This is a genomic window from Stenotrophomonas sp. HMWF003 (assembly GCF_003061285.1).
GTDB classification, from domain to species: Bacteria; Pseudomonadota; Gammaproteobacteria; order Xanthomonadales; family Xanthomonadaceae; genus Stenotrophomonas; species Stenotrophomonas maltophilia_AP.
Genome location: NZ_QAIW01000265.1, coordinates 7,889 through 14,586 on the forward strand (window position 1 = coordinate 7,889; position 6,698 = coordinate 14,586).

A 6,698-nucleotide genomic window follows, 5' to 3' on the forward strand; every position below is an offset into this window, starting at 1 on the left:
CGGCTTCAGCTCGGCCGCCTGCAGCACTTCCAGCAGCGCTTCGCGGCGCCCGGGCGAATCGGCGGCAATCAGCACCCGACCCGGGTAGTGGCCAATGAAGGACTTCAGTGCTTCGCCGGCCGGTGCGTCGCGCGCGGCCACCGGCAGCGGCGGCAACGGCTGGTCGCCCAGCGGCTGCGCGTCGTCGATGCGCGCGTGGTCGGCGTTCCGGATCTCGATGCGGGGCAGCGCATTGAGCGTGGTATTCAGTGTTTCCGGGCTGAGGTACAGCTCCTGCGGCGCCAGCAACGGGCGCTCCACGTCATGGCGGCGCTGCTCGTAGCGGTTGCCGGTCTGCGCCCAGAAGGCTGCGGCCGCTTCGCCCACGCCCGCGCCGATCACCGGCAGCACGTTCGGCTGAAGGTAGTCCAGCAGGGTGGCGGTCTGGTCGAAGAACAGCGGCAGGTAATACTCCACGCCCGCCGGTGCCAGCCCGGCCTTGAGATCCTGGTACAGCGCGCTGCGCCGGGTATCCACGTCGAAGCGTTCGCGCAGGGTGGCCAGCACCCGCGACACGGCCAGGTCGTCCAGCGGGACTTCGCGGCCGGGCAGCATGCGCACCGCATCAACCTTGTCCAGCGAGCGCTGGCTTTCCGGGTCGAAGGCGCGGATCGAATCGATGTCCTCGTCCAGCAGCTCGATGCGCAACGGCGTCTGTGCGCCCATCGGGAACACGTCGAGCAGGCCGCCGCGCACGGCGAAATCGCCCGGGTCCATCACCTGCGGCACGTTGCGGTAGGCCGCCGCTTCCAGGCGCCGCTTCTCCGCATCCAGGTCCAGGCGCTGGCCGACCTTCAGGTCGAAGCTGCCACCGATGATGTACTTGAGCGGGGCCAGCCGCTGCAGCAGGGTCTGCACCGGCACGACCACGATGCCTCGGGTGAGCGTGGGCAGCTGGTGCAGCGCGGCCAGGCGCTGGGAGATGATGTCCGGGTGCGGGCTGAAGGCGTCGTAGGGCAGGGTTTCCCAATCCGGGAACGCCACCACCGGCAGCGCGGACGCGCCGCCCAGCAGGGTGCGCAGATCCGATTCGATCTGGTTGGCCCCGTGGTTGTCGCGTGCGATGACCAGCAGCGGCCCGTCATGGACCTCGGCGGCACGGGCGACGTACCAGGCCAACGCCGTGGCCGAAGCGGGAGCGCGCCACCAGGCGCGGAGCTGGCCGGAACGGGGCAGCGGCGGAGCGGGATAGGAGGGACGTGACATGAACCGTCGATTTTAGCAGACGCCGAAGTCACGGCCGTGTCAGCCCGGTCTGTTGCCAATCGCGAGCCGGTGTCGGCCGGCACTACGGCCGGCACTCCCTCAGCTGTCGAGCTCCAGCACCATGCGCACCAACCCGGGCGTGCCCTGCGGGTGCGGCACCGGCTTGAAGCCGAGCGAAGCGGCCAGCTGCTTCATCGGCTCGTTCTCTTCGGCCACGTCGCCGTACAGGCGGTCCAGGTACTTGCCACGTGCCCACTTGACCAGCTTGCGCATCAGCTGCCGGCCCAGCCCCTGGCCCACCAGGAAGCGGCTGACCAGGATGGCGTACTCGGCTTCGCGGGTGCCCTGGATGATCGAGGCCCGTGCCACCGCGCCGACCACGGCTTCACCGGCGGGCAGCGACTCGGCCGCCACCAGGGTGATTTCGCTCTTCGGATTGGGGTGGGTCAGGCGCTGGGTGGTTTCCGGCGACAGCTCGGTCACCGATTGCAGGAAGCGGTCGCGGATCTCTTCGGGCCCGAACAGGCTGAAGGCCGCATGCAGCGGCGCCCCGTCTTCGGGGCGGATCGGGCGGATCAGCAGCTCGTGGCCACTGGGTGCCTTGAAAATCTCGTGCCAGGGCGGCATGCGGTTACGGGTAGCCATACCGGTGATTCCTAGGTGGTCTTCGGATTCTCGCATCCCCGGGCGCCGGTTCCGTGAACGGAACGCTCACGCCGTTCAGGGGCGCGCAAGGGCGCTCATTCGGCCTGCTTGAGCCACTGCAGCCGGGTGCTGGCGCCGGCCTCGCCCAGGAACTGCTTCAGCGCCGGCATGGCCGGGGCCAGCACCTGGTCGAACTGCCAGGGCGGGTTGAGCAGCAGCATGCCGCTGCCATTGAGCCGCAGCGGCGAGTCGTCCGGCCGGATCAGCAGTTCGGCGGTCAGCACCGACTTCACCGGCAATGCGCAGGCCTTGCGCAGGAAATGCAGGATGGTGCGACGCTGCTTGATCGGGAACCAGATCGCGAAGGTGGCCTGCGGCCAGCGGCCCAGGATCTCGCTCACCGAGGCCAGAATGGCCTGGTACTCGGCGTCCTGGCCCTCGTAGGGCGGGTCGATCAGGACCAGCCCGCGGCCGATCTTCACGCCGTTGGCCTTGGGCGGCAGCAGGGCACGGTTCTGTGCATAGCCGTCGGCGTGGTAAACGCCGACCCGGCTGTCGTGGGCGAACAGCGCCTTCAGCGAGGCGGCTTCGTCGTCCTGCACCTCGCAGACCGCCATGCGGTCCTGCTCGCGCAGGGCGCGGGCGGTCAGCAGCGGCGAACCGGGGTAGCTGATCATGGCCCCGACCGGGTTGTCGGCCTGGACCGCCTTCAGGTACTGCTCGACCACCGCCGGCAGCGTGGGCTGGGCCATCAGGCGCATCACCCCGTCCTCGGCCTCCAGGGTCTTGCGGCTTTCCTCGCTGGCCAGCAGGTAGCGGCCGGCGCCGCCGTGGGTGTCCAGCACGAAGAACGGGCTGTCCTTGCGCTTGAAGGTGTCGAGCAGGGCAAGCTGCACGATGTGCTTGAGCACATCGGCATGGTTGCCGGCATGGAAGGCGTGGCGGTAATTCATCGGCGCAGTGTACGGGGCGGCGGGCCCAGCGGCTATGCTGCGCGCATGAACCGCCCCCTGCACAACGTCCTGGTCGTCGAAGACGAAACCGCCATCGCCGACACCGTCCTGTATGCCCTGCGCAGCGAAGGCTACGGCGCCCAGCACTGCCTGCTTGGAGGCGGCGCGCTGGAGGCCCTGCGCCAGCAGGCCTTCGACGTGGTGGTGCTGGACGTGGGCCTGCCGGACATGAGCGGGTTCGAGGTGTGTCGCAGCCTGCGCACCTTCAGCGAAGTGCCGGTGATCTTCCTGACCGCACGCAACGACGAGTTCGACCGCGTGCTGGGCCTGGAACTGGGCGCCGACGACTACATGGCCAAACCCTTCTCGCCGCGCGAACTGGTGGCCCGGGTGCGCGCGCGTCTGCGCCGCAGCAGCAGCGCCCCGGCCGAGCAGGCCGGCTGGCAGCAGCACGGGCGCTTTGCGATCGACCGCGAGGGCCGTCGCATCCGCTTTGCCGAGCAGCCGCTGGAGCTGACCCGTTATGAGTACGCGCTGATGGCCGCGCTGCTGCAGCGCCCGGGCGCCATCCTCAGCCGTGCCCAGCTGATGGACCGGGGCTGGGATACCGACGCCGACAGCGCCGAGCGCACCGTGGATACCCACGTCAAGACGCTGCGGGCCAAGCTGCGTGCCGCAGGCGCCGATCCCGACCCGATCCGCACCCATCGCGGGCTCGGCTACGCGCTGGAGGTCTGAGCCATGCGGCTGGGCCTGAAGCTGTTCCTGGGGTTCTTCCTGATCGTGGGCATCGCCGCGTTCTTCGTGATGCGCATCTTCGTCAACGAGGTGAAGCCCGGCGTGCGCCAGGCGATGGAGTCGACACTGGTCGATGCCGCCAACGTGCTGGCCGAGATGGCCGCCGCCGACCTCAAGGCCGGGCGCATCCGCAATGGCCCATTCGTGGCCAGCCTGGCCCGCGCGCAACGCCGCGATCCCAAGGCGATGGTGTGGCGTTTCCCCAAGCGCACGCTGGATTACCGGGTGACCATCACCGACGCCAAGGGCATCGTGGTGTACGACTCCACCGGCCAGGGCATTGGCCGCGACAACTCGCGCTGGAACGACGTCTACCGCACCCTGCGCGGCGAATATGGCGCCCGCTCCAGCCCGGAAACCCCCGGTGACGACACCCATTCGGTGATGCATGTGGCCGCGCCGATCCATGACCCGGCCGATGCCACGCGCCTGATCGGCGTGCTCAGCCTGGCCCAACCCAACCGCAGCATCGACCCGTTCATTGCCGCCAGCCAGCGCGCCATCATGCAGCGCGGCGCGTGGTTGATCGGGTTGTCGGCGCTGATCGGGCTGTTGATGACGGCGTGGCTGATGCACGGCGTGAACCGGCTCAACCGCTACGCCAAGGCGGTCAGTGCCGGCGAACCGGTGCCACCGCCCAAGCCGCGGCGCGATGAGATCGGCGACCTCGGCCAGGCGCTGGAAACCATGCGCCGCAAGCTGGAGGGCAAGGCCTACGTCGAGCAGTACGTGCAGTCGCTGACCCACGAGATGAAGAGCCCGCTGGCCGCGATCCGCGGGGCGGCCGAACTGCTGCAGGAACCGTTGCCCGATGCCGACCGCGTGCATTTCGCGCGCAGCATCCAGGGCCAGGAACAGCGCCTCACCGAAACCATCGACAAACTGCTGGCGCTGGCCGAAGTGGAACAGCACGGCTGGCTGCAGAAGCGCGAGCGCATCGACCTGGGCCCGCTGCTGCAGGCGGCCGCCAGCGCGGTGGCGATGCGCGCGCAGGCCGCCGCGGTGGCGATCGACGTGGAGGTTCCCGATGGGCTGGTCATCCAGGGCGACGGCTATCTGTTGCGCCAGGCCTTGAACAACCTGCTGGAGAATGCGTTGGCGTTCTCCAGTGCCGACAGCCGCCTGCAGTTGAGCGCCGCGCGCGAAGGCGATGGCGTGGTGCTGCGCGTGGCCGACCGCGGCAGCGGCGTGCCCGACTATGCGCTGGACCGCGTGTTCGAGCGCTTCTATTCGCTGGCGCGGCCAGCCACCGGCCTGCGCAGCTCCGGCCTGGGGCTGTCGTTCGTGCAGGAAGTGGCGCGCCTGCATGGTGGGCGGGTGCAGCTGCGCAACCGCGAAGGCGGCGGTGCACTGGCATCGCTGTGGTTGCCAATGCGCGACCCGGGCGCGCCGATCCGGCGCTGAGCCCAGGCGCGGCAGGCACTTCACACAGACTTCAAACTCAGCACAAACCCCGCACACCACCGCGCCCGAAGCTGGCCCCCTCCCAACCGAGGACGGGCCATGAAATCCCTGAAAATGCTGTTGCGGTTCGCCATTGTCGGCGGCCTGATCCTGTTGCTGCTGATTCCCTTGATGATGATCAAGGGCGTGATCAAGGAGCGCGAGGCGTACCGCGATGAGGCGTACCTGCGGGTGTCGCAGAGCCGCGCCGGTGCGCAGACCCTGACCGGTCCGGTGCGCGTGGTGCCGTGGACGGACACGCGCGAGGTCGAGGTGGTCGACGCGGCCGGCAACAAGAAGAAGGAGATCCAGACCGAGCACAGCTACTGGCTGCAGATGCCGGCCACGCTGCGGGTGGACGGGCAGATGCAGCCCGATGAACGCCGGGTCGGCCTGTTCCGGGTACCGGTCTACAGCTGGAAGGCGAAGATCACCGCCGAGTTCGCCGACGACGACTATCCCATCAAGGCCGGGCGCGTGTATGGCACGCCGTACCTGGCCGTCGGTATCGCCGACCTGCGCGGTCTGGTCGGTTCGCCCACGCTGCAGGTCGACGGCGAAGCGCTGACGCTGCAGCCGGGCATCGGCGATGTAAACGGACTCGGCAAGGGTCTGCACGTGCCGCTGCGCGACTTCGATGACAGCATCGGCGGCATGCTCAAGGGCAGTCGCCTGCAGCTGGACATGGTGCTCGACGGCACCCGTTCGCTGGCGGTGGTGCCGGTGGGGGATGACAGCCGCATCGCGATCCGCTCGCCGTGGCCGCACCCGCTGTTCGGCGGCAGCTTCCTGCCCAACCAGCGCACCGTGACCGACACCGGCTTCGACGCGCAGTGGGCGGTGTCCTCGCTGGCCTCCGAAGCGCAGCGCCAGCTGCGCGACAGCAAGGACCTGGACCCGGAAACGGTCAGCGTTGAACTGGTCAACCCGGTGGACATCTACACCCAGGCCGATCGCGCCAGCAAATACGGCATCCTCTTCATCCTGCTCACCTTCGTCGGCTTCATCCTGTTCGAGCTGATCAAGCGCCTGCGCATCCATCCGCTGCAGTACCTGATGGTGGGCCTGGCCCTGGCGATCTTCTTCCTGCTGCTGCTCAGCCTGTCCGAACACATTCCGTTCTGGCTGGCCTACCTGGTGTCGGCGGTGGCCTGCATCGGGGTGCAGGCGGTGTATCTGTCGGGGGTATTGAAGAGCTGGGCGCGTGGCCTGGGCTTTGCCGGCATGCTCACCGTGCTGTACGGCGCGCTGTACGGCCTGCTGATCTCGGAGAACAACGCACTGCTGATGGGCTCGCTGCTGCTGTTCGGCGTGCTGGCCAGCGCCATGTGGATCACCCGCCGGATCGACTGGTACGAAGTCGGCGCGAGCCTGAAGTAAGGAGCGGCACATGAGCTGGCGCAACGGGTTGCGGCAACGCGCGTGGCAGGGCATTCCCGAACTGCTGGAAGTGGACGCACTGCTGCAGGCCAGCAGTGTGCTGGCGGCCCTGCCGGGGGCGCGCATGGCCCCCGGCCTGGTGCGCTTCAAGCTGGCGGCGCGGACCTGCGAAGGGGTGCAGCGCCAAGGCCTGGACTGGTTGTCCGGTGCACGCCAGGGCCGCGGTGCCCTGGC

The 6,698-nt window shown here is 68.8% G+C and carries 5 protein-coding genes and 2 pseudogenes; 4 read left to right on the top strand and 3 right to left on the bottom strand.

Annotated features, from left to right (window positions below):
• From DBR34_RS22705 to rlmJ, 3 genes and pseudogenes are all read right to left on the bottom strand, one after another.
• Positions 1-1,245 (bottom strand): annotated as a pseudogene (locus tag DBR34_RS22705) (transcription-repair coupling factor); the annotation flags it as partial.
• Between the two features lie 99 nt (positions 1,246-1,344).
• Entirely contained in the window at positions 1,345-1,890 is a 546-nt protein-coding gene (locus tag DBR34_RS11030) for a GNAT family N-acetyltransferase (RefSeq protein ID WP_038689569.1), read from the bottom strand.
• Positions 1,891-1,985: 95 nt separating this feature from the next.
• A complete protein-coding gene (rlmJ, locus tag DBR34_RS11035; RefSeq protein ID WP_128096825.1) occupies positions 1,986-2,843 on the bottom strand; it encodes a 23S rRNA (adenine(2030)-N(6))-methyltransferase RlmJ in 858 nt (285 codons plus the stop codon).
• 45 nt (positions 2,844-2,888) lie between these two features.
• Here rlmJ and creB point away from each other — a divergent pair, with 45 nt between their 5' ends.
• The 4 genes and pseudogenes from creB to DBR34_RS11055 form a co-directional block, all read left to right on the top strand.
• A complete protein-coding gene (creB, locus tag DBR34_RS11040; RefSeq protein ID WP_128096826.1) occupies positions 2,889-3,581 on the top strand; it encodes a two-component system response regulator CreB in 693 nt (230 codons plus the stop codon).
• 3 nt (positions 3,582-3,584) lie between these two features.
• Positions 3,585-5,045, top strand: a complete 1,461-nt coding sequence (creC, locus tag DBR34_RS11045) for a two-component system sensor histidine kinase CreC (protein ID WP_128096827.1) — start codon at positions 3,585-3,587, stop codon at positions 5,043-5,045.
• A 99-nt stretch (positions 5,046-5,144) separates the two neighbouring features.
• Positions 5,145-6,464 (top strand): cell envelope integrity protein CreD, encoded by a 1,320-nt coding sequence (gene creD, locus DBR34_RS11050; RefSeq protein WP_128096828.1) that lies wholly within the window; start codon positions 5,145-5,147, stop codon positions 6,462-6,464.
• 10 nt (positions 6,465-6,474) lie between these two features.
• A pseudogene (locus DBR34_RS11055) lies at positions 6,475-6,698 on the top strand (hypothetical protein); the annotation flags it as partial.

Excerpts from the sequence above, each read along its gene's own strand:
- creD (WP_128096828.1), top strand. The coding sequence starts at position 5,145 with ATGAAATCCCTGAAAATGCTGTTGCGGTTCGCCATTGTCGGCGGCCTG.
- rlmJ (WP_128096825.1), bottom strand. The coding sequence starts at position 2,843 with ATGAATTACCGCCACGCCTTCCATGCCGGCAACCATGCCGATGTGCTC.
- creC (WP_128096827.1), top strand. The coding sequence starts at position 3,585 with ATGCGGCTGGGCCTGAAGCTGTTCCTGGGGTTCTTCCTGATCGTGGGC.
- creB (WP_128096826.1), top strand. The coding sequence starts at position 2,889 with ATGAACCGCCCCCTGCACAACGTCCTGGTCGTCGAAGACGAAACCGCC.
- DBR34_RS11030 (WP_038689569.1), bottom strand. The coding sequence starts at position 1,890 with ATGGCTACCCGTAACCGCATGCCGCCCTGGCACGAGATTTTCAAGGCA.